A 22,426-nucleotide genomic window follows, 5' to 3' on the forward strand; every position below is an offset into this window, starting at 1 on the left:
ATGTCAGAACCACAAATAAACCAACCAATTAATCTCAGTAGCTTTGCTGAATGGTGCAAACACAAAGATAGTCTTTCAGAAGAGGCAATATATACAGTTGAAGTGCTGTTAAACAAGGCTGGCACTTCTGACTGCAATGAAGCCGATCGGATACTTTCAAACCTCACTGAACTGAATCTTGACTGGAATGAAATTACCGATTTTACTCCGCTTTCGGCACTCACTAACCTGACATATCTGAATCTTTCCTCCAATCAAATTACCGACATCACTGGGCTGTCGGCACTCACTAACCTGACATATCTGAATCTTTCCGCCAATCAAATTACCGACATCACTGGGCTGTCGGCACTCACTAACCTGACACACCTGAATCTTTCCGCCAATCAAATTACCGACATCACTGGGCTGTCGGCACTCACCAACCTGACCTACCTGAATCTCGAAAACAATCAAATTACCGATTTAAATCTATCGAGCGAACTTATCGTCAATTCTACAGAGCCAGTCGATCGCACCCGTGCCGCAGCAGCGATCGAATTTGCCTACGCAGCTCTGGGTAAGACCAGTCCGAAATTTATTATTTTTTGCAAGAGTCCCCAAGCAGCCATAACAGAATTAACCAAATCGAAATTTGTAAGAGAAACCGCAGATTTTAGGCAGTCTTACCAACAGCTAGAGTCGGGCTGCCGGCCATTTAACTTAATAAGAGAAAGACCCAATTTTTCTAAATTAATGAGATGGGAGTCACAGCTAGAACAAGAAGTGGGAGTACATTTTTATGACTATAGAAACGACTCGTGGCCTCCCTTTACTAGGAAATACCTGTTGGGCAAAATCTGTGTGGCTGACTTCTGTGTCTCTGTACTTAGAATTGTTCTCAATCCTGATGCACAGAAAGCCTGGGAATGTTTGAAGCAGCTTTTAACAGAATGCGGGTGGATTTTTATGTTTGAGAAAATCTGCTATGTGTGCGATCGCCCAATCAAACTCTCCCTCGACAGCGAATATAACCTACACGCAGAAGGAGAAAGTGCGATCGAATTTCCCGACGGTTACAAAATCTACTCATATCACGGCGTAACCTTGCCGGAAAAATACGGACAATTGCATCCTAACCAGTGGCAAGCAAGCTGGATTCTATCGGAAAAAAATGTTGAACTGCGCCGATTGTTAATTGAGAGAATTGGTTACGATCGCCTTTGCTGCGAACTCCAAGCAGTAGAATTAGATACTTGGCAAGAATACACGCTATTAAAAATCGATAACGCCGATGTCGAACCGATTTACTTGTTGAAAATGACCTGTCCGAGCACCGGACACATTCACGCTTTGCGAGTGCCGCCTGATGTGCGATCGGCTAAAGAAGCAATTCGCTGGGTAAATTGGGATATTGACCCAGAGGATTTTTCCGTGCAAACCTGAGTAATACAAATTTAAAAAAGTGTTGCTACAATCATCAGTCTTATACCAATTGTTAAAAGTCACACAGCCCCGCGCCGGACTTAGGATCGGTCGTTTCCCTACCCGAGTATCTGTACTTCACTCAACTGAAAACCGCTATTTTGACAAAAACCTTAATTCATCAAACAGTAATAACGTCCCCGCATTGTGCCAGTTCAAAGGGTGGAATGCACAAACCCTCGATCGCCCAAAAACGGTTAATAACATGAAGAAGAAGCCCACCCTCGGATCGAAGGTGGGCTCTGTTCATGCCAGCTTACCGACAGCTAGGCAATCGGGTCTCTTCGCTGGTAGACGTAAAAGCTCAGAAAAAGATCCGAACGTCCGAAAAAACTTATCGCCCACCATTAAGCTTCAGTTTACCCAACCGGATCGGGAAAATTGCGCCTGCAGCGCTGTTCCCCTGACATCGGGGAACACTGGGGCTTCAACTTTTCAATAGACTCCTGCAAAAAAGCGCGTCTTGGGCCGGCAGGATGCCCAACGCCTACTCCCCACCAGAATTAAAATTGTTCGATAAGTCTCATATTCTCCTGTTTAACTTTGATTTCTCAACCAATTAGGCATCGTGATCGTGTGCAAAGCGACGGAACAGGAAATCTAGGGCGTAGTTCCGCAAATTGTAGTATTCCGGATCTTCCATCATTTGAACCCGATCGCGCGGACGCGGAAAAGGAATCTCCAGAACCTCGCCAATTGTCGCCGACGGGCCGTTAGTCATCATCACCAGTCGATCGGCCAAAAACAGCGCTTCGTCAATATCGTGAGTAATCATCAACACCGTACAGCGGTGATCGTTCCAGATTTTCAGCAACTCTTCTTGCAATTCCTCCTTAGTAATTGCGTCCAGAGCACCAAAAGGTTCGTCTAAAATCAGCACTTTCGGGCGAATTGCCAAGGCGCGGGCGATCGAAACCCGCTGCTTCATCCCCCCCGAAATTTGCGGCGGTCTTTTCTCAGCAGCTTCAGTCAATCCCACCATCGCCAAATGCTCTTTGACGATCGCATTTTTTTCGACCTTCGACTTATTCGGAAATACAGCATTAACCGCCAGATAAACATTTTCAAACACCGTCCGCCAAGGCAGCAAAGCGTAACCCTGAAACACCACCATGCGATCGGGGCCCGGCTTCGTAATCGGCTGCCCGTTAATCGACACGGTACCCTGGCTGGGATGGCTAAAACCCGACACCATATTTAACAGTGTTGATTTGCCGCAGCCCGAGTGTCCGATCAGAGCAATAAACTCTCCCTCCGCTACATTCAGATTGACGTTTTCTAAAGCCCTGTAACCGTTTGGATATTCTTTGTAAACATTGTCCATCACCAAAAAAGGTTGGCGGCGGCCTTTTCCCCGCTGGATTTCAGTTTTGGTGTTCGTCTGGTTTTTAGTGGTGTTGAGCATGGGTTTAGGAAATTTTGAGTGGTTTCGCAAAGAAAGAAGGAAGGAAGTTCGGCAACTAGCAATGTACGGGATTTAACGGATGTAACGGAGGTCATGAAAAGGGAATTGCTCACTAGCAATTAACAGCTAAAAACCAACAATTAACAATTAGCAATTCCCCTGTTTTTATCCAACTAAAAACTGCTCTAAGCAGCTCTGCGGCCGGAATCGAGTACAACTTCCGCCATCGTGAAATCGCGTTTAATCGCCAGATTGTTGAGATAGCCGATCGGATCGTCAGCATTAAACACCGAGCCGTCAAACAAGCTGAGAGAACCGCGAGTGTAATTAATATCAGCCATCCCCAGCTCTCGCGCCGCCGTGCTGAACGCACCGACTCGCACCACCCGTTCCAGAATTTCCACCCAGTTGCGCGGGAACACAGTATCGCCCCAGCGCGCCATCTGCACCATGTGCCAGAGTTGTTCGGTGCGGCTTGGGCGATTCACCCCCTCTCCAGAAAACAAGTGGTGGGCGTATTCCCGCATCGGAGTATCGAGGTTGCAAGCAAAAGAGTTCGGGTCGCCTAGTTGGATGTAACTCTTGTCGGTGGCAACGTACTCCCTTCCCGCGACAATTTCCGAAACCTCGGCGGCGTGATTTGGATCGGCGCAATACTGGCAAGCTTCCAGCAAAGCTTTGACAAGAGCAATGTGAGTGTTGGGATAAGCATTTGCCCAGTCTTCCCGAACTCCGAGAATTTTCGCGGGGTGTCCGGGCCACAGTTCCAAATCTGTCGCCACCGTAAAGCCGACTCCTTCCATCGAGGCCCGCAAGTTCCAAGGTTCGCCGACGCAGAAACCGTCAATAGTGCCGCCCTGCAAGTCAACGATCATCTGAGCCGGTGGGATATTTTTCAGCAACACATCGCGGTCCGGGTCAATGCCGCCGGAAGCCAGCCAGTAACGCAGCAACAGGTTGTGCATCGAAGAAGGGTGCACGATCGCCATACGGTGCGTTTGCGCGGGCGTTCTCTGGAGCATTTTTTTAAAGTCTGCCAGAGTGTAAATCCCTTGGTCGTAAAAGCGCCTCGCGAGGGTAATTCCGTTGCCATTGCGGCTCATGGTGAGGGCTGTAACCGTCGGAATCGGCTTCTCTTGGTGGCCGCCCAAGCTCAACCACAGCGCCATTCCAGAGGGCATTTGAGCTGCGTCTAAGTAACCTGCGGCGATGCCGTCTACGATGCCGCGCCAGCTTGTTTCCCGCACGAGGTGGACTTCATCGAGGCCGTGCTTGGCAAAAAAGCCTTTTTCTTTAGCGACAGCGAGGGGAGCGCAGGCTGCGAGGGGGACGAAGCCGAGTTCGAGGTTGACTTTTTCTAGGCCGTGACGGGCGATCGCGGGGACTTTCCGCGCCCGCAGTTTTTTGACGCGCTTCTGCTGGTTGAGGAAGTAAATCATTTCGCTACGTAGAGCGTAGTAGCTGGGGTGTGAGACTACTTCCATCCGTTTGCGGGGGCGGGGGATATCTACTTCGAGAATCCCGCCAATCTTCGATTCTGGGCCGTTGGTAAGCATGACAATGCGATCGCTCAGCAACACGGCCTCATCCACATCGTGCGTTACCATCAGGGCGCTGATTTCGTACTCTTGGCAAATTTCCATCAACTTTTCTTGCAAGTTGCCGCGAGTCAAAGCATCTAAAGCGCCGAAGGGTTCGTCTAAGAGTAACAGTTTGGGGCGCAGGGCCAGAGCACGGGCGATCGCCACGCGCTGTTTTTGTCCGCCCGAAAGCAGTGCAGGTTGCTTCTCGGCGTGGGCCGTCAAGCCCACCATATCGATGTGTTTTTGAATGATTTCGAGGCGATCGGCTTTGGGTAAGCCGCTCATTACCGAGTCTACAGCTAGGGTAATGTTTTCTCTGACCGTCCGCCAAGGTAGCAGGGAATAGTTTTGGAATACTACCATGCGATCGGGGCCTGGCTGGGTGATTCTTTGCCCTTCAATTGTCACCAATCCGGATGTCGGCAAATCCAAACCTGCCACCATATTGAGCAGCGTAGATTTGCCGCAGCCGGAGTGTCCAATTAATGAGATAAATTCGCCTTTTTTAATTTCCAGATCGATACCTTTGAGGGCTATGTATGTGCCACCGTCTGACAAATTAAAAACTTTTTCGACTTGTTCTACTGCAATCAAAACAGACATGATTTTCTTGCCTTTTTTGTAGATTTGTTGTTTTGCTAGATATTGATTGTTGACTGTTGACTGTTGACTGTTCGCTGTTCGCTGTTGATATATAACAGCTCATAGTTAATACATTCCTGGAGGCATAAAACTGGTCTTTAAACTAACCAAAATACTTTATTAAATCCTTCAAGAATAGTTTAAAAAACTGGTTTCTGAGCCTCGGAGTTCGTAATTCCTGTAACAGTCAACAGTCAACCGTCAACAGTCAACCGTCAACCATTAACCCATCGAATTAGCTACTTTCCTTGAGGGGGAGCAATCTTTTGCTGCAACCAAGCCATCATGCGATCGAGCAACAAACCAACAGCCCCAATGTAGAACACCGCTAACAGAATTTCGCTGATGTAGTTTTGCTGGTAAGCATTCCAAATAAAGAAGCCGATACCCGTAATCCCCGACATCACAATTTCCGCAGCAATAATCGCCAGCCAAGCCAAACCGATCGCAATTCTCAATCCTGTGAAGATATAAGGAAGCGCTGACGGAAACAAAATATTCATGTAATATTCCTGACGAGAAAGTTGCAGCACTTTCGCCACGTTGTTATAGTCGTCGGGAATTTGGCGAACACCTTCAGCCGTGTTGATTAAAATCGGCCAAACTGAAGTGATAAAAATCACGAACAAAGCAGCAGGTTCGTTTTGTTGCAGTGCAGCCAGGGCGATCGGCACCCAAGCCAAAGGCGCCACCATCCGCAAAAACTGGAAAATCGGATCTAAAGCCTTGTTCAAGAAGGGATTCGTACCTACCAAAACACCCCCAGCAATTCCCACAGCAGCAGCTAGAGTATAGCCTTTTGCCACCCGTTCCAAACTAGCCAAAGTTTGCCAAAACAAGCCGATCCCGTAGGTTTTGGAATTCATGAAAGGATACAGCAACAAAATCCGCGTCCGTTCGTCAGTCCAAACGCTGAGCGGCCCCGGCAGTTTGATCAGTCCCGTACTTGACAAGAATTGCCAAACCAACAGAAACCCCAAAACTCCTAAAATTGGCGGCAAGATATTTGGGGAATGCTTCTTCCAAAACTCGCCAAATGCTCCTTGGACAGCGACTCCGCCTCTCCGATTTGTGCTGACAGCCATCTTGATAATCTCCTATGTTTCTGCTGTTTTTTTCGAGAATAAATTAATGGTAGGGCGTGCATTGGTGTTAACAAACACGTTAAACCTTTAGTCCGTAGCGGACTGAGAGAAAAAGCGTTAATTTGACACCAATGCGGGGCAGTATCCACCCTACAATTCGAGACTAAATTATGCGAATCTAAGACATCATCACACTTTTTTAATTGCTAAACTCTTGAGGTAAGCTTCTGGCTGAGCCGGATTAAATTCTGTACCGTCAAAGAACTTCTCAACGCCGCGAGACGTACTTTTCGGAATGTCAGCATCAGCAACTCCGGCTAATTTTGCTGCGGCTTTCCACAAATCTTCGCGGTTGACTTTATCGATAATTGCCTTAGAATCTGCCACGGTTTTTGCTGGCAGGAAACCCCAGCGAACGCTTTCGGTTAAAAACCACAAATCGTGACTCTTGTAGGGATAAGAAACGTTGCCGAGGTCGTCTTTCCAGTACAGCGGACTCATCTTGAAATCGTCGATCTCTGGTTGGTCGTCACCCATGAGGTACTTGCCCTGGTAGGGAGGTGTCAAAACTGCCGGAGCTACGTCAAAGTAGTTTCTGCCAGAAGTAATGGCTACTAATTCTGGGCGATTTGCTGGTTTGTCGCACCACTGCTGCGCTTCGATCAGTCCTGCTAGCAGGGCTTCTGTGGCCTTGGGGTGTTTGTCTACCCAGTCGCCACGAATAGCGAGATATTCCTCGGGGTGATCTTTCCAGATTTGGCCAGTCAGGGCGGACATGAAGCCGATGTCCTCTGTGACGATTCGCAGGGGCCAGGGGTCGCCGGTACTGAAACCGTCCATGCTGCCGGTTTTCATGTTGGCTACGGTTTGCGCTGACGGTACTGTTAGCAACTCGGCTTCTGTGTCGGGATCGATGCCGTTAGCTGCTAGCCAGTAGCGAATCCAAAAGTCTTGGTTGGCTTTGGGGAAGGTGTAGGCTGCTTTGAAGGGCGTGCCTGCTTTTTTGAGGCCTTTCATGTAGTCTTGGGCCGCTTGGTCTAGTTTGAGCCCGATGCCTTTGCCTCGGTGTTTGGCTGCGATCGCAATTCCATTCCCTTGAGTGTTCAACTGGGCTAGAACATACATCGGGATTTGGACGCTGTTTTTGGTAATCAGGCCTTTACTAATTTGATAAGGCATGGGCATTTGCCACTGGCCGCCGTCAATGCCGCCGCCTGCAGATCCGATTTCTACGTTATCTCTTGCCGAACCCCAGTTGGCTTGCTTGGCAATCGTGACTTCGGTCATGCCGTATTTGGCAAAAAAGCCTTTTTCTTGGGCAATGATTAAAGGTGCTGCTTCGACGATCGGGATATATCCCAATGTGATTTTAGTGCTTTCAATTCCTTCGACTCTTTTCTCGTTGGCAACAGCCACTACTGAGGTAGCTGCGGGTATCGCTCCGTCAGCACCGGCAGTTGCACCGGGTTCTGGGGGATTTCCCAAACAACCTTTGAGCAGTATTGAACCCAGGGCAGATGCACCTGCTGTAACGATAAATTTACGCCGAGAAAGCGCAGAAAATTCATCTGAAAATCTTGTCATAGCCTAGCCTCGCTGCAATTCATAATCTTCTGTAACAACATTCACTGAAGGTTATCAAGGCGCTTTTCTTCTGTTCGCTAATTGGGTTGAGCGAACTGTTTTGAGCGCAGGTTGGCAGGAGGGAGCCAAAGATTTATCGCTAGTATAAGTCTTTAAACTATCCCTGCTGATTTGACTTGTTTGATTAATATCGATATTTCGATCGGCCCAGTTGTGTGAACTCACTTTTTGCGAGCCGCACGTTTTCTTGACTTGGTTATTAACTCTACCGTACTCTTGCGGAAATTATAAAACAATTATTAAATTTGATTGATAAGTAAATCTTTTGGGAGCGCGCTATCGATAAGCAGGGCTGTTTCATTCTCTTGTAGGGCTGCCCCCCGTGGCTGCCCCAATCCCACCAAATGCTTAATAAATCGTGGATAGGGAGGGTCGGCACGGAGGCACGACAAGAGTCAAAACGCTGGTTTTCCTGAGAATGAAACAGCTCTGTATCGATAAGGATGCGTTGGGAAGAGCGATCGGGTTTGCTTATTAAAACTCTTCAAACCAAGATCTGCTGGGTGAAAGTTGTAGCGAATGGCGATCGGGGGTCATTAAAATCTCTTGTCAATAAGCGGCAAATATCGCCACCACCACACATTTACTTTGTTAATATATATTTACTTTTTTGGGCGGTTAATTGTATTTAATTATACAGAAATAATTATTGTTTTACGATTTTGCTGTTTTCACACGGTTAACGGGTTTTCGTTGGTGGACTAAAATTGGCGCTTAATTGTAAGTAATTTACCGGATATGATATGACGTGAGCTTTCAGGTTCGATTTCTGTAAAATACAGAAACCGGGTTTCTTCAAGAAACCCGGTTTCTAAACACCCGAAATTACTAATCGATCGCAGTACCTACAAATTCGATTAGTTGGGCGGGTCAAAGCGGTTGACGGAGAGAGCAACACCGATCATCGGGAGAGCGACACCGAAGCAAATCAGCCACTGATCCAGATTCATCGGAGCAGTCTCAAATATGCGATTGACAAACGGAGAGTTAGCAAAGATGATCTGCAAAATTATCGCCAGGACAATTCCCACACCGAGGGCGGGAGCGCCGCTAACTTCTTCCTTAGAACCGCTAAATTTAGCAATCAAAGAAGGCAATAACTGGCTGAGACTCAACAGGTAAAAAATTCTCCCCATTACTAAAGCTTGAATCGCCATCGTGCGGGCCAGTTCTAAGGTTCCCCAAGGAGCTTGGCGTACCCATTCAAACATTCCGAAAATCAGAGTCCAGTTGTAAAGAGAAATAGCGATGATCCGCTTGATCCGATTTCCGGTGAGGAAAGGTTCATTTACCGGTCGGGGCTGCTGTTTCATGACTCCCGCTGACTTGGGCTCGAAAGCCAGAGGCACAGTCATGGTGATCGAGTTGAGCATATTCAGCCAGAGAATTTGTAGCGACAAAATCGGCAATTCTCGACCGAGGAGCGTGCTGAGCAAAATTGTCATCGATTCTCCGCCGTTGACTGGGAGAATGAAGCTGATTGCTTTGAGCAGATTTTTGTAAACCGATCGCCCTTCTTCGACAGCAGATTCGATCGACGCAAAGTTATCATCGGTAAGAATCATATCTGCGGCTTCCTTAGAAACCTCAGTACCGCTGCCCATCGCAATGCCGATATCCGCTTGTTTGAGGGCGGGCGCGTCGTTAACGCCGTCTCCCGTCATCGCCACTATTTCGCCTTTTTGCTGCAAAGCTTCTACGAGGCGGAGTTTTTGTTCTGGGGCGACGCGGGCAAAAACTGAGCCGGCTTCTACGGCTTCGCCGAGTTCCTGCTTGCTCATTTCGGCGAGTTGAGCGCCGGTGTAGGCTACAAGTTCTCTGTGGTGTTTAGTTTTGCGGAATCCCATGCGGCGGGCGATCGCCTTGGCTGTAGCGATGTGGTCGCCGGTAATCATTTTGACTTGGATGCCGGCGGTTTGACAAGCTTGGACGGCTGCGATCGCTTCTGCCCGCGGCGGGTCAATCATGCCTTGCAGTCCCAAGAAAACCAGGCCTGACTCCAAATCCGAGTGATCGACGGAATTTTGGCTTTGGGGTACTGGCTTTTTCGCTAAAGCCAAGACGCGCAAGCCTTGCTTTGCCATTTCATCCACTTGGTGGTGGATTTGTTCGCGATCGACTTCTACGGGATTTCCTTGAGTGTCGAGACTGGAACCGCAGCGGCCGAGAATTGATTCTACTGAACCTTTGACGTACAAAATTTTGCCACTGGGAGTTCGGTGCAGCGTCGCCATGTATTGAAACTGAGATTCAAAGGGAATTGAATCCAGCCGCTGCATTGACTTGGACAAAGTTTGCTGACTCAAATCAGCTTTTTTGCCTGCTGCAATTAACGCTCCTTCTGTCGGATCTCCGACGACAATCCAATTATCGTCTTTGAATTCCAGGTGAGAGTCGTTGCAAAGGAGTCCAGCTTGCAAACATTCTTGCAAAGTTGGAGTTTGGCTGACAGTAATTGGCAGTTGGTTGAGTTGAATTTCACCTTCGGGGCTGTATCCCGTACCCGTAACCGAGTAGGATTGGCCGCCAGAATAGATTTCTTGCACCGTCATTTGGTTTTCCGTCAAGGTTCCGGTTTTGTCGGAACAGATGACTGTAGCGCCGCCGAGGGTTTCCACTGCGGGCAATTTGCGGACGATCGCGTGGCGATTTGCCATCCGGGAAACGCCTACGGCTAGGGTGACGGTAATGACGGCGGGTAAGCCTTCGGGAATTGCGCCGACAATCAGGGCGACAGCGGGTTCGACTGCTTCTTTAAAGGCTGAAACTCCCGCAGGGACTGGCCGCCCCAATCTGACGGCGAAGGTCAAAGTTGCCATTCCCAACACGAATAGCAGCCAGTTTTGACTGAATTGGTTGAATTTGCGGGTTAAGGGGGTGGTGAGGTCGATGTGCCGATCTAATAGTTGGGAGATTTTGCCGGTTTCGGTTTTATTGGCGATCGCAATTACGATGCCGCTAGCTTGGCCAAAAGTGACAAAACTGCCGGCATAGGCCATGTTATCCCGTTCTGCTAGTGGCGTTTCTTTTGGCAGAACTATGTCTCCAGACTGTCCTAATTCTTTTTCGACAGCAACAGATTCCCCGGTGAGTCCCGATTCGTCGATTTGCAAGTCGCGCACTTTCACTAAGCGCAAGTCTGCCGGTACTTTGTCGCCGGAAGTCAGGATTACTAAGTCGCCGACTACGAGTTCTTTGGAGGGAATTCTTAATTTTTTGCCACCCCGAATAACTGTGGCTTCGGTGGTGACAGCTTGGGCTAGGGCTTCAATTTTTTTCTCGGCTCCAGCTTCTTGGATGAAACTAATAGTAGCGTTGGTGGTTGTTACGCCCCAAATTACGCTAGCGTTTAGCCATTCTCCGATCACTGCTTTGATTAAACCTGCACTCAGCAAGATGATCAGCAGGGGTTGGTTAAATTGCAGGATAAATTTTAACCAGGCTGGTTTCCCTGCTTTAACCGTTAGTTCGTTGGGCCCGAATTTCTGTTGGCGATGGTTGGCTTCTGCCGGTTCTAAACCGTTTTCCAGGTTGGTTTCTAAGATAGTTGCAACCTTGGATATTTCTAGGTAGTGCCAATATTGCTCTGCTACGTCTACATCGTTGGCGGATCTTGATGGCATGATTCTTCCTGAATATTTGGGGTGTCTGACGAGCTTTGATCGCTCCTTAATAGGCACGCTCAATACAACTCAGCGCTCGTTGGAGCGTGAATATATTGAGCGGCTTAATTTTTGGTTGATTACTTTAACGGGCTGTGACTTACATCTATATTACAACGGATGTGGCCGTTTGTGGCAAGAAATTTGGGGTATTTTTTCCGGCGCTAAATCTTGTTTGGGACTTGGAGGCTAAGGTGGGGAAAAGTCGATCAAATCCCTTGACATTTTGCAAATTTTAGGTGTGGTTGAAGAAAGAGGGAAGAAGGCAGGAGGCCAAAGAAAAATGCTGCCATTCCCCCACTCTCCTCCTCCTCCGCTGCCCCACGGACGATCGCAGAGCGTGTTAAAACCTAGTTAAGCGACCATACTCTCAACTTATGGAAATAGTAGTGGCGCTGGTGCTGGGATCGGTGCTGTTAGTCTAGGAAATGCGGTTCGGGCGGGTGTTAGTTCGATCGTCCGTTACACAAGAGGATTTCTTTAAGGGCAGAAATTCGATCGCCCAAGCTGTAGCGATGGGCCTGCGCTCCTTTTGACTTGGATGCCGCAGGTTTGACACGCTTACGGCTGCGATCGCAATTGATGACTCAATGCTATCAATTGTTAGTCTGCTAGCCCCAAAAACTGAGCGCCATTTAGACAATTGAATTTAGATTTTGGGCTGCATCGTTCAATTGTTGAGTGCCTAATTTGGTTTGAGTAATACCACTAGCGGTTTCTTTTGCCGATAGATTGAGGCTGTTCATAGCATCGACTACTTGTTGAATGGCAACTGCCTGTTGTTGGGCAGTTAGAGAAATTTGTTGATTGTTCAATACCACATTGTTAACAGCCTTTGCCACTTCCGAGAAAGCTGCTGCCGTTTCTTGACTAATTTTGGTTCCTTCTTCTACTGTTTTAGTTCCTTCCATTGTCACCGTTACGGTGGAATCGATCGCATTCTTGATATCAGCGACCAGGTTGTTAATCTTCTCGGCAGATTTCTTACTTTGATCTGCTAGTTTCCGAATTTCTGTGGCTATGACAGTAAAACCTTTGGCGTTTTCGCCCGCCCGCACCGCTTCTACTGAGGCATTCAGTGCCAGCATATTCGTTTGATTGGCTAAATCTGTGACAGCACTAGAGATATTGCCAATCAGATTGGTTTGTTCGCTCAATTGCAGAATTTGTGACGCTATCGCCCCGACATTTTCTTTCAATATTGCCATCGATTCCAGGGTTTGCTCCACTGCTACTGCTCCCCTTTCAGTGATCTTTAAAGCTTGCCGTGCAGATTCAGCACCAGCTTGGGCTTGCTGAGCTGATTGTTGGGAAGCAGCGCCCAACTCATCCATTGTGATGGTAGTTTGATTTACAGAGCTAGATTGCTGCGTGGCTGTGCGTTCCTGCTGTTCAACTGTGGCAGCAATCTCTGTGGAAGAACTAACAATCATATTGACTGACTGATTCATTTTCTCTGCAATGCCTGAAGCAATCCACAGAGCGATCGCAATTGCCGTAAGTGCAGCTAAAGCAGTGCTTAAAATCACCACTGTACTCAGGAACTGCAAAGCTTGAATCTGTTTTTTTTCTTGATCGGTTAAAATACTTTCCTCGGTGCTTTGAAACTCCTTAGCTATAGCATCAACCTGACGAAGCTTTGGTACAACTTGGCTTTTCCATAAATTAAGTCCATCGTCTTGCTTACCTCGATCAACCAAAGAAAAGGCTTGTTTATAGCCTTTGTCTATCTGATCTTGTAAGACATTCATTTCATCTAGCCGCTGGCGCTGCTGTGGATTTTGAACCCGCTTGAGTAAATCCTGATAGAAGTAGTCAAAGCTGTTTACCGCTTCATTGTATTCAGTTAAGAAAGAACTATCTTTTGCCAAAAAATACCCGCGAGCAGATTTTTGCATACCTGCAAATCCTAGCTGTTGCTCTTTCAAATCTATAACAACAGCATGAGAATTATTTAGCATTTTTCCTTTTTCTTCTACTTCTTTAGCATTAAAAAAAACCAAAGTAGCTGCTCCAACTGAAAGCAAAATCGGTATGGAATATCCCCACAGGATACGCTCTCTTAATTTTGGGGCTTTGAAGTTAATCATCTTAAATTTTTCCTATATTTAAAAAACAAACAAATTAATCACCTTCAAAGCAAGGGGAACTGCATATCCGAGTAGCCTGCGGTTTCTCAGCTTTAAGTTGGCAAACATGGCAAGAGATCCTGTTGGCTTAGGTAGCTGAACTATCTGATTCTCAACCATTGACTCAGACTCATAAAGAAAAATCTGAAAAAACTTAATATCGAGGAAGCTATGCAGGTCAAAGTCTTTAGGATTGATGGTTGTTTCGCCTGCTTCGATTTTGGATAAATCCTGTTTATTCGATTGTAGCAGGAAATTCAGGAACCAAACCCAAACATCGTCAAATTCTCTCCCCCACTCTTCCTCTCTCCCACTGTTCCTCTCTACTACTATTGATTGGGGTTCAAGTCGATCGCATAAATGTTACAACCTAGTTAAGCAACAAAATTTTGAGTTCATGGAAATAGTAGTGACGCTGGTGCTGGGTTCGGTGCTGTTTGTCTGGGGAATGCGGTTCGGACGGGTATTAGTTCGATCTGGAGTGACGGCTAACGATTTGTTTAAGGGCAGAAATTCGATCGCCCTGCTGTTTTTGGGTTTTTATATTGCTTTGCTGCTACTGGCTCTAAATATGCCTCAGATGCCTGTTTTGCCGATCGAGTGGCGCTTTCACGGGATGCGAGTTACTTGGACTTTGCTACGAGTGATGCTGATGGGAATCTGCGGTATTGGCTTTACTGTAAGCTGGCAGACGGCGCGATCGCAAGTAATAGCAGTAATTTTAATTTGCTTGTTGGGATTGGGAGGATTTACCAGCGCTGAAGCGTATTTTATGGCGCCAATTTACGCTGATTTAATAGATAATTTGCGGCCAAACGGTGTGTTTCGGCAAACATCTAACAGCAGTTGCGCGCCGGCGGCGCTAGCAACAGTATTAAGGCGTTGGGGAATAGATGCGACGGAATCGAGTGTAGCTAGGGAGGCCGGCACCAGTCGCTTGGGAACTTCGATGCCACAGATAATTGTGGCAGCAAGAGCTTTGGGTGTTAATGCGATCGAACTAACGCCGACTTGGGAGCAAATTCAGCAAATTAATCGCCCCGGAGTGCTAGCAGTTTGGCTGTTTGACGGCCCTCGGAAGCTACCGCACGCGGTGGCTTTGCTGGGAATGAATGACAGTGTAGCTGCCATTGGAGATCCGGCGCGCGGCAGGATTTTCTATTTAGATAGAGCAACTTTTGCTCAGATTTGGCGAGAGGAATACGTGCCTATTTTTCGTTCTGCCGATATCTTGTTAAGTGACAAACAAGCTATTGACTATTTGAGTAAATTAGGCTATAATAGCGGCGATTTAAAAGCAGATATCGAGCGCTTTCAAACTGATAAAAAATTAAAAGTGAGCGGCAATTTAGACCGGATGACTGAGTTAATGTTGAGCGGCAATTTTTTGGAAGGAGTCCCCAGATTGGATGGGAAATAGTTATGGAAAATCATCAACTGTAGAGGCGTTCTTGACACAGAGGGAAGAGTACCTCTGAGGTTTTTATCAAACAATAGTTGAGCCATTCGTTTATAGCGATCGCCCCAGCAGACGATCGACGATCGCACCTTCCTAGCGTGGTTGCATGAAATTACCAATGTAACCGCAGGCAGTTGCATCTAATGTGGCGCGTGGATCTCCCATAAAAAACGGTTTATTTGCCAGAAAGTCCGAGAGGACTTGGAAATCAGCGCAGATAATCTGACTGGTTTTTTCATGACTATGACAAACGATTCCCTAGATTTTCCTCCTATATTTTTACGGTCGATCGCAGCTTAGCCACGCCTCACCGTTTTTGACAATTGGGAACACTTGAATCGCTCATTTTAGGTTCAGACAGCTTGACTTCCCATCCATTTGAATTCCACCAATTAACTCGCTGATTCGGCTGAATCCAGAAGTTTAGTTTCGCGATTTTGCCATCCTCAAATCTGAGTGTGGGAAAGGTAGGATAACTTGTATCATCGGTTTCGCGATAAGTGCGGCCCATGTAATTTATGCAGGTCGTTAATCCCTCAGCAATTCCCAATTCTTCCACTCCAGTTCCCTTCAATTTCGCATCATCATAGCTGAAAGAACCGTTGAATGAATTGCCGGCTAACCTACCTTTGGTAACAGTGACGGTGAAATCGTAGGTGACGGGAACTGCGTAGGCTTGGGTTGCAGTTATAACTGTGCTCAGAAGAGTCGTGGCCATAGCCACCGAGAGTTTTGAAATTGCTTGCACCCTCGAATCCCGAAAAAGAACAACACTATTAATTTCGCTTTCAATCATCGGGAAACTCCTTAACTACGCTTCTGTCGTAAGTGATTTACCGGATATGATATCATAAGTAATGAGTTAAATGCGATCGCAGCCAACTGCCAAGGCAACAAAACTTACCACCTATAGTTAATAATGTATAATTTTTTGGTACTGCAAACCCCCACAGAAAACGATCTTCTTTAATCGCCCAAAATTAACTGAGTAGATTTAACCACATTCATTCCCGCCGCAGCAAATCTCTGAAAAGCTGCATCTGCTTGTTCCGTAAAATCAACAACACCCGGAACAACCACAGGCGAAGTGCAATCTTCCAGCAAATAAACCTTGTTTGCCAAATTCGGATCTCGCCCTAAAATTTCAGTCAGCAAATCATCAATCGTCCAAGCAACGCAGTGACTTTTCGCTTGTCCCGCAATAATTACCGCATCAAAACCTAGCAACTTATCAATAAAAGAAGCATTTTTTTGAGCAATAGAACTGCCATCCGGCCCGTCTAATACTTCCGGCCGCAAAACCGAATAGTTTTCAGTTAAGGGATTGCCGCCTTTAATCTCAAAAAGTGCTTGGCTGTTGCGGGCGATGCTGTGAAAAAATATTGCTTCTTCCACGGCGGAAACCAGGGCGTGTCCGACGCCGCCCAGCATTGAGTGATAGGGCCAAATTGTCAGGGGATATTTGCCCTCGTCGCTGAGTTTCTGGACGTAGTGGAGTGCGTGTTTTTGCAGTGCCAAATAGTTAGCATTGGCGATGCTGTGGGCGACGGCGGGATTGACTTTCCAGATGCCTTGCTGCACGTCTTCTAAAGTAATTGATGTGGCGGCTGGGAGGGGGTGTTCGCCTGCTTCATTTATCCAAAAGATTGGATGAAAAATTTGCATGGCGGTGTGGGTGTCCATTGTCGGCGCAATGGTTGTAATTGCATTTAAATTGCTGTAGATAAATTCGCACAGCCGCAGGTTGTCATCGACAGCACCGCTACCGGAACGCCCGCCCACAAATAGTTCAAATTCGGGCAAGCAAAAGGTATTTTGGGCGTCGATTATCAGCAAACAAATGCGATTTTTGTCGTTGGCGGCGGGCTGGATGCTGTATTTTTTCGCCCATTTTTTAGCTTCAGCGGCGCGTTCTTGGTAGGGAACTCGCCAGACTTGACCTACTTTTTTGGTGTCGAAATAGTCGGGGGTTGGGAGTTGGGTTTTTGCTGTCATGGCTGATTTATTTTGTGGTGAGTTATCGGATTTGAAAGTTTAGATTTGAGATTTTAGATTGAAGAGTAGTATAATGCTGAGAGCTATTTGCGGGTGAGTCATGCCAATCAAACAAATTCAAGATTTTGCTAGGGTAAGTTTTAAACGAATATTATTGCTTTTTTCCCTCGCAACTTTATTTGGTATCTTAATTCTAGCAACTAGGTCTTTTTATGTTCAAGAAGTTTTAAGAAATGTCTTAATGCAGATCGAGCATTTAGGTGCTTGGGGCCCAGTAGCTTTTATTGTCACCTACAACCTAGCTACTGTACTATTTATACCTGGTTCTGTGTTGACTCTTGGAGGCGGGGTGATTTTTGGTCTGTGGTGGGGCTCGGTTTACGTGTTTGTCGCGGCAAGTTTAGGTGCTACGTTTGCTTTTCTGATCGGGCGATACTTGTCGCGCGATCGCGTGGTAAAATATATGGAAACTTATCCCAAGTTTAAAGCTTTCGATCGCGCAGTTTCTCAACAAGGATTTAAAATAGTTTTTTTGACTCGTCTCTGTCCTTTATTTCCTTTCAATTTATTGAATTACGCTCTGGGAATTACTCAGGTTTCTTTAAAAGATTACGTGTTAGGTTTTTCGGGCATGATACCGGGAACTGTTATGTACGTTTACTCAGGTTCTTTGGTGGGAAATATTGCAGCGATATCTACACTAAATCTGCCGGAAAATCCGCAAGCAGAAGCAGCAAAGTGGTTGATTAATATCATCAGTTTGACGGCCGCTGTCGCCGTCACTTTCTCGCTCTCCCGTATGGCTCGCAAGGCTTTAGATGAAACTATTTAATTAGGAATTTTTTTTAATGTCGCAGTCAAAAGTCGATCGCGTAACAGTCCCCCCGATGGACGAACACAACCAAAAATTAGTCTCCTATTTGCATCCGCCAGATTGGGTAAATCCGCAGCCCGCTAGCAGTTATAATTTAGTAGTAATTGGAGCCGGGCCCGCCGGATTAATTGTGGCTGCGGGTGCCGCAGGTTTGGGCGCGAAAGTTGCTTTAATTGAAAAACATTTAATGGGTGGCGACTGTTTGAATGTCGGTTGCGTGCCGTCAAAAGCTTTAATTCGATCGTCCCGCACTGTCGGCGATATCTGGAATGCCAGTAAGTTTGGCGTTCATGTTTCTGACAGTGTAGAAGTGGATTTTGCCGCTGTGATGGAACGGCTGCGCCGCATCAGGGCGGGAATCAGCGATGTTGATTCTGTTCAACGCTACCAGCACAAATTAGGAGTCGATGTTTTCTTAGGTTCCGGTCGTTTTACTAGCAATTCTACCATAGAAGTTTCAGGTCAAATTCTCCGCTTTAAAAAAGCAGTAATTGCCACAGGTGCCAGGGCGCTGCAACCGCAAATTCCCGGCTTGCAGGAAGCTGGATATCTGACTAATGAAACTGTCTTTAACCTGACAGAAAGACCTCAGCGTTTGGCAGTAATTGGCGCAGGGCCGATCGGCTGCGAATTGGCTCAAGCCTTTCGGCGGCTGGGTTCGGAAGTTTTATTGCTGCACAAAAATGCTCAGATTTTAGACAAAGAAGATGCGGATGCTGCTAAAATCGTGCAGCAGGCTTTTGTACGCGAACAAATTCAACTAATACTAGAATCCCAAATAGAGCGCGTTGAGAAAACAAATGCAGGCAAAGTAATTTATTATAAATCCCAAGATAAGGAAGCATCGGTAACAGTAGATGAAATTATTGTGAGTACAGGGCGATCGCCCAACGTGGAAGGATTGAATTTGGAGGCGGTCGGCGTCGAATACGATACACAAACGGGCGTATTTGTCAACGACAATTTGCAAACTACTAATCCCCGCATTTATGCTGCCGGCGATATTTGCATGAAACATAAATTTACTCACGCTGCTGATTTTGCCGCGAGGATGGTGATTCAAAACACTCTATTTTTCGGGCGCAAAAAGCTCAGCGCTTTGACGATACCTTGGTGTACTTATACTGACCCCGAGGTGGCCCGCGTCGGAATCGGCGAACACGAGGCTCAGGAAAAAGGAATTGATGTCGATACATTTTTAATTCCTTTCAGTCAAGTCGATCGGGCAATTATTGACGGTGAAGACGAGGGCTTTGTGAAAATTTACGTCAAGAAAGGCAGCGATAAAATATTAGGTGCAACTATTGTAGCGCAACACGCTGGAGATATGATCGGCGAGATTACTTTGGCAATGGTTAACAATATTGGTTTGGGAAAGATTGCTAGCACAATTCACCCGTATCCCACGAAAGCTGACGCGATTCGGAAAGCCGGGGATGCTTACAATCGTACTCGTTTGACTCCCCTTGTCAAGAATTTGTTTAATAAATGGCTGGCTTGGACGCGATAAATTGAACTGTATCGAATCAACCTTATTTCTTCTCGCCAGCCCATACAGAATGTGCTGTCATCATCAGATAAAATTGGTGGCAAACAATGAACCGTAGGGGTGGGTTCACCAACCATCTATGGTGAACGTGAATAATCTCGTCTCGCCCGCCCCCACCCGATCGCAAATACAAATCTACCTTTAATTTATTGGATAAAATCTTGATGTAAAATCGGGCGAGGCGGGTTTATCAGATTGTTTGATTCGTGTTCGAGATTTCGGCGAACCGGTCCCTAAGCGGATTGCGGTTTTCGACATTCCCATTTACGTTTTTGTACATTGATTGACTAATCAATTAAATGCAATCTATCCTCATAACCCCGCATTATCTTCTGTAATACGTGCCTTAACCTTTCAAAGTCAGCGTCTTCTAAGGAGAAAGTAATTGCAACCTCCTCATCATATTCTGGAATAGTTATTGTATCGGAACCGAAACGAACAGTAAATTGATTGCGACTAAGAGTAACCCAATCGACACCTACATCTTCTCCGCAATTTCCATCGTCCAGCTCTGCATAGATATTTTTTCTGTTAGGAACAGTCTCTTCTTCAGACCCTTCTTGTTGTGTCAGAAGGAAATAATGTTCGCCCCCTTCCGCTTCAGAAAAACCCACATACAAATTGGCTTCAATAGCATCAAAGCTAGGAGCGAAAAATTCATGTTTCATAAAACATTCTACCTTTCAGTGTCCCTTGCTGAAACGTTAAAAAAATCGTTGAACCAAAGAGTCCGTCAGGAGCGATCGCATTCATCAATCTCTAGAGCTTTCCGAAACCTAGCCTACCCCCCGATGCACAGAGGTTTCCGAAACGAAATCGGGAGTGTTGCCATTACTATTATCTGGTTCTCCTACATCCATACTTTTGGGGATAGCAGCAAGTTGGATACCCTCTTTGTAGAACCGTTCCCGAATCATGCGGATCGCGTCTGAATGGACTGTCCAAAAATCCTCTTTTTTCACCCACCCATCCGCCTTCACACTGATGTAATAATCTTCAATGCTCCACACTTGGGTGCTGGGGGCTGGAACTGCTAAAACTTTGGGATGCGATTTAAGAATTTCTACGAGCAATTGCTCCACCTTTCCCAAGTCTTCTTCCTCAAAGCCAATCCGCAAGCAGTGTGTAAATTTGCGAGTTTCACTGTGACTCAGGTTTTCGATAGTGTCGCCCCAAACCGTGTTGTTGGGAACGTTAAACATCTGACCGTCAAGGCCTTTGATTTTCGTGTTAGCTAAGGTGATGGACTCTACCCATCCCCAAAGTTCGCCGAGTTTGATTTCGTCACCGACATCGAAGGGCTTGTAAGCCATAATCATCAAGCCGCTGGCTATGTTACCCAGGTTGCTTTGCAGGGCGAACGCCAAAATGAAACTCAAACCCCCAACCAGGGCTAAAACTGGACCGAGGCTGACTTCCAGCGCTGTCAGAGCCACTAGAAACCCGACAACAACTCCGCCGCGCTTAACGAGCATGACGATAAATTGGCGCATGATTCTCGATGTGCCACCGAACAGCTTCATGAGTCGGTAGAGAATCGCGCCGAGGATTTGAGAGACAACGATGGAGACAATCACAATCCCGACGAACTTCCCTGTATTGACCGCCCAACGCAGCCCACCTTCTTCAGCTTTGCCCCAAGCCAGAAGCCGCACGCCCAGACCTTGGATATCTTTGGTATCCACGTCGATACTCATAACTGCTTGAGTGTACTGGCGGTAGGGCTTGGCATCGCCACCTTTTTTCTCCAGTTCTTCTAAGATGGCGTTAAAGCGATCGTCGATCGCCGTTAGCTGCGACTGGAGTTCGGTAACAGTCACTACGAGTTGGTTCTTTGCCTTCGACTCCGCATCGGTACTCTTTTGCAAATTTTCGGTCGTTCTTTTGAGTTCCTCTTCTTTTTGTTGGAGGTTCTGTTTGTTGTTGAGGACTCCTGGGGAACCAGCAACTTTCTCTTCCCCGTTGTTTTTAATTTCGGTGTTTTCAACGGCGGCTGTGGCGTTGTCGAGATCCTGGGACGATTGCCCTGTTGCACCAGCCCCAATATCTTTGAGCAGTTGTTTGAGGGCTTCGTCGGCTTTTTCTAGCTGCTGGGTGGCTTCCTGGTATTCCGGTAAATCTGGATCGGCACCTTTTTGAGCTTCTTGGGCGGACTCGAACGCTTTGATCGCTGCTTCTAGTTTTTCGATCGTTTTGGTGGCCTCGGAATAAGCTAGAGATCCAGCAACGGTTTGATCTCGATCGGCTTTTGTTCGATCGAGAGTTTGTTTGGCTGTTTCTAAGTCGCCGGTTTTTTGAGCTTTTTCTAGCATCTTATTGGATGCTTCGTCTTGTTTTAATTTGGCTTTGGTTGTTTTCGATTTCTCGACTGCTGACTGGGCTGTTTTCAGGCTTTTTTTTGCTTCTTCTATCTTTTTCGTTCCTTCTTGATATTGCGGTGAACTAGGGGCAGCACCTTTTTGAGCTTGCTCGGCTGCTTCGAGGGCAAGTTCTGCTTGGACTAGGGCATCAACGCCTTCTTGTTGTTGGCTGATGGCTTGATTCTCGCGCTTGATGGTAACTTCAGCTTCGCTGATTTCGTGGGCTTTTTTTTGGAGTACAAGCATCCACGCCGCTGCCTCGTCTCGGAGTTCTTCGAGAGTGAGCGGCTTCAGGAGGATTTTGAGTTCATCAACGGGAATATTCAGGTCTTTGGTAGTTGTTGCTGCTTTGGGGTCGGCTGGTTTCTCTGGTTCAACTTGTTCCACCTTTGGAGTGTTGGCATCTTTAGCTGGCTCTTGGTCTTGCTCTTGCGATCGCACTGGAGTCGTCCATACCACGGCAACACAAACGACTGCTGTCAGGATAATTGCTCGAATTTTATAACGTGACATTTGCTAAATTCTCCCGATTTTGATATCTAACAAGTTCATTCCAAAACTAGGTTTTTAAATAG

At 46.8% G+C, this 22,426-nt stretch carries 17 protein-coding genes; 5 read left to right on the top strand and 12 right to left on the bottom strand.

The features are described 5' to 3' along the window. Entirely contained in the window at window positions 1-1,425 is a 1,425-nt protein-coding gene (locus QUA20_RS21800; protein ID WP_333191104.1) for a leucine-rich repeat domain-containing protein, read from the top strand. 598 nt (window positions 1,426-2,023) lie between these two features. Here QUA20_RS21800 and QUA20_RS21805 read toward each other — a convergent pair. The 5 genes from QUA20_RS21805 to QUA20_RS21825 form a co-directional block, all read right to left on the bottom strand. Beyond that, a complete protein-coding gene (locus QUA20_RS21805; RefSeq protein ID WP_333191105.1) occupies window positions 2,024-2,869 on the bottom strand; it encodes a nitrate ABC transporter ATP-binding protein in 846 nt (281 codons plus the stop codon). A gap of 185 nt (window positions 2,870-3,054) precedes the next feature. Next, on the bottom strand, window positions 3,055-5,055 hold the full coding sequence (locus QUA20_RS21810; RefSeq protein WP_333191106.1) for a nitrate ABC transporter ATP-binding protein: 2,001 nt from the start codon (window positions 5,053-5,055) through the stop codon (window positions 3,055-3,057). 278 nt (window positions 5,056-5,333) lie between these two features. Next, window positions 5,334-6,179, bottom strand: coding sequence for a nitrate ABC transporter permease (ntrB, locus tag QUA20_RS21815; RefSeq protein WP_333191107.1), 846 nt, complete (start codon window positions 6,177-6,179; stop codon window positions 5,334-5,336). 189 nt (window positions 6,180-6,368) lie between these two features. Then, a complete protein-coding gene (locus QUA20_RS21820) occupies window positions 6,369-7,763 on the bottom strand; it encodes a CmpA/NrtA family ABC transporter substrate-binding protein (RefSeq protein WP_333191108.1) in 1,395 nt (464 codons plus the stop codon). Between the two features lie 917 nt (window positions 7,764-8,680). After that, window positions 8,681-11,446 carry an HAD-IC family P-type ATPase gene (locus QUA20_RS21825; protein WP_333191109.1) on the bottom strand — a complete coding sequence of 922 codons (2,766 nt, stop codon included), beginning with the start codon at window positions 11,444-11,446 and terminating at the stop codon, window positions 8,681-8,683. Between QUA20_RS21825 and QUA20_RS21830 the strand changes: the two genes are divergently transcribed. Beyond that, on the top strand, window positions 11,445-11,678 hold the full coding sequence (locus QUA20_RS21830) for a hypothetical protein (RefSeq protein ID WP_333191110.1): 234 nt from the start codon (window positions 11,445-11,447) through the stop codon (window positions 11,676-11,678). The two genes, QUA20_RS21825 and QUA20_RS21830, sit on opposite strands and share 2 nt — an antisense overlap. Before the next feature lie 228 nt (window positions 11,679-11,906). Here QUA20_RS21830 and QUA20_RS21835 read toward each other — a convergent pair whose 3' ends face one another. Both QUA20_RS21835 and QUA20_RS21840 read right to left on the bottom strand, forming a co-directional pair. Continuing rightward, a complete protein-coding gene (locus QUA20_RS21835) occupies window positions 11,907-12,128 on the bottom strand; it encodes a hypothetical protein (protein WP_333191111.1) in 222 nt (73 codons plus the stop codon). Then, a complete protein-coding gene (locus QUA20_RS21840) occupies window positions 12,121-13,575 on the bottom strand; it encodes a methyl-accepting chemotaxis protein (RefSeq protein ID WP_333191112.1) in 1,455 nt (484 codons plus the stop codon). Before QUA20_RS21840 ends, QUA20_RS21835 begins: the two co-directional genes overlap by 8 nt. Before the next feature lie 436 nt (window positions 13,576-14,011). On the opposite strand from QUA20_RS21840, the gene QUA20_RS21845 reads away from it, so the two are divergent. Then, window positions 14,012-15,034, top strand: a complete 1,023-nt coding sequence (locus QUA20_RS21845) for a cysteine peptidase family C39 domain-containing protein (RefSeq protein WP_333191113.1) — start codon at window positions 14,012-14,014, stop codon at window positions 15,032-15,034. Window positions 15,035-15,166: 132 nt separating this feature from the next. Here the strand turns inward: QUA20_RS21845 and QUA20_RS32080 are convergent, their stop codons facing one another. The 3 genes from QUA20_RS32080 to QUA20_RS21855 form a co-directional block, all read right to left on the bottom strand. Beyond that, window positions 15,167-15,328, bottom strand: a complete 162-nt coding sequence (locus QUA20_RS32080; RefSeq protein ID WP_445304697.1) for a glutathione S-transferase C-terminal domain-containing protein — start codon at window positions 15,326-15,328, stop codon at window positions 15,167-15,169. A 52-nt stretch (window positions 15,329-15,380) separates the two neighbouring features. Beyond that, the gene (locus QUA20_RS21850) at window positions 15,381-15,869 is read right to left on the bottom strand and encodes a hypothetical protein (RefSeq protein WP_333191114.1); all 489 of its coding nucleotides are present in this window, start codon (window positions 15,867-15,869) and stop codon (window positions 15,381-15,383) included. Between the two features lie 170 nt (window positions 15,870-16,039). Beyond that, window positions 16,040-17,068: an isochorismatase gene (locus QUA20_RS21855; protein ID WP_333191115.1), complete on the bottom strand. Its 1,029-nt coding sequence runs from the start codon at window positions 17,066-17,068 to the stop codon at window positions 16,040-16,042. 100 nt (window positions 17,069-17,168) lie between these two features. On the opposite strand from QUA20_RS21855, the gene QUA20_RS21860 reads away from it, so the two are divergent. Both QUA20_RS21860 and QUA20_RS21865 read left to right on the top strand, forming a co-directional pair. Continuing rightward, window positions 17,169-17,900: a TVP38/TMEM64 family protein gene (locus QUA20_RS21860; RefSeq protein WP_333191116.1), complete on the top strand. Its 732-nt coding sequence runs from the start codon at window positions 17,169-17,171 to the stop codon at window positions 17,898-17,900. Window positions 17,901-17,916: 16 nt separating this feature from the next. Further along, window positions 17,917-19,452, top strand: a complete 1,536-nt coding sequence (locus tag QUA20_RS21865) for a mercuric reductase (RefSeq protein ID WP_333191117.1) — start codon at window positions 17,917-17,919, stop codon at window positions 19,450-19,452. Between the two features lie 326 nt (window positions 19,453-19,778). Here the strand turns inward: QUA20_RS21865 and QUA20_RS21870 are convergent, their stop codons facing one another. Continuing rightward, the gene (locus QUA20_RS21870) at window positions 19,779-20,159 is read right to left on the bottom strand and encodes a hypothetical protein (RefSeq protein WP_333191118.1); all 381 of its coding nucleotides are present in this window, start codon (window positions 20,157-20,159) and stop codon (window positions 19,779-19,781) included. Between the two features lie 108 nt (window positions 20,160-20,267). Further along, window positions 20,268-22,364: a mechanosensitive ion channel domain-containing protein gene (locus QUA20_RS21875; RefSeq protein WP_333191119.1), complete on the bottom strand. Its 2,097-nt coding sequence runs from the start codon at window positions 22,362-22,364 to the stop codon at window positions 20,268-20,270. Window positions 22,365-22,426: the final 62 nt, after the last annotated feature.

It is taken from the genome of Microcoleus sp. Pol7_A1 (assembly GCF_036701085.1).
GTDB classification, from domain to species: domain Bacteria; phylum Cyanobacteriota; class Cyanobacteriia; order Cyanobacteriales; family Microcoleaceae; genus Microcoleus; species Microcoleus asticus.